1 protein-coding gene is annotated in these 475 nt (G+C 56.4%); it reads left to right on the top strand.

Features of this window, described 5'->3' with window-relative positions; all coding sequences use genetic code 11:
* Positions 1 to 475: efflux RND transporter permease subunit (locus tag PQR32_RS42175; RefSeq protein ID WP_408241824.1), on the top strand; the 475-nt coding region annotated here is incomplete at both ends.

Here is a 475-nt window from a genome sequence, read left to right as displayed (position 1 = left end):
TGACGGCAAGCCCGGCGTGCAACTCATTATCTTCCAGCAGCCCAACGCAAACTCGTTGCAGATTTCGACCGATGTTCGCCGAATCACGGCAGAGTTGCAGAAGGACATGCCTGAAGGTGTCGAAGCGAAGATCGTCTACGACCCGACGCAATTTGTCCGGGAAAGTATCGACGCCGTTGTCCACACGCTCTTTGAAGCTATCGTCCTTGTCGTTATCGTCGTCATTGTCTTCCTGCAGACCTGGCGTGCGTCGCTGATTCCGTTGCTCGCAGTGCCCGTCTCGATTGTGGGCACCTTCTCGTTGATGCTGGCGTTCGGCTTCACCATCAATGCGCTGTCACTGTTCGGCATGGTTCTCGCCATCGGGATTGTGGTCGACGATGCAATTGTGGTGGTTGAGAACGTGGAGCGGAACATTGCCTCGGGCCTGACGCCGCTTGAAGCTTCATACGCAGCGATGCGGGAAGTGAGCGGA

Origin of the sequence: Paraburkholderia dipogonis (genome assembly GCF_046027395.1) — a bacterium.
Lineage (GTDB): Bacteria > Pseudomonadota > Gammaproteobacteria > Burkholderiales > Burkholderiaceae > Paraburkholderia > Paraburkholderia dipogonis_A.
The sequence above is the reverse complement of the archived record's forward strand: the minus strand, read 5'-3'. Positions and strand labels throughout refer to the sequence as shown.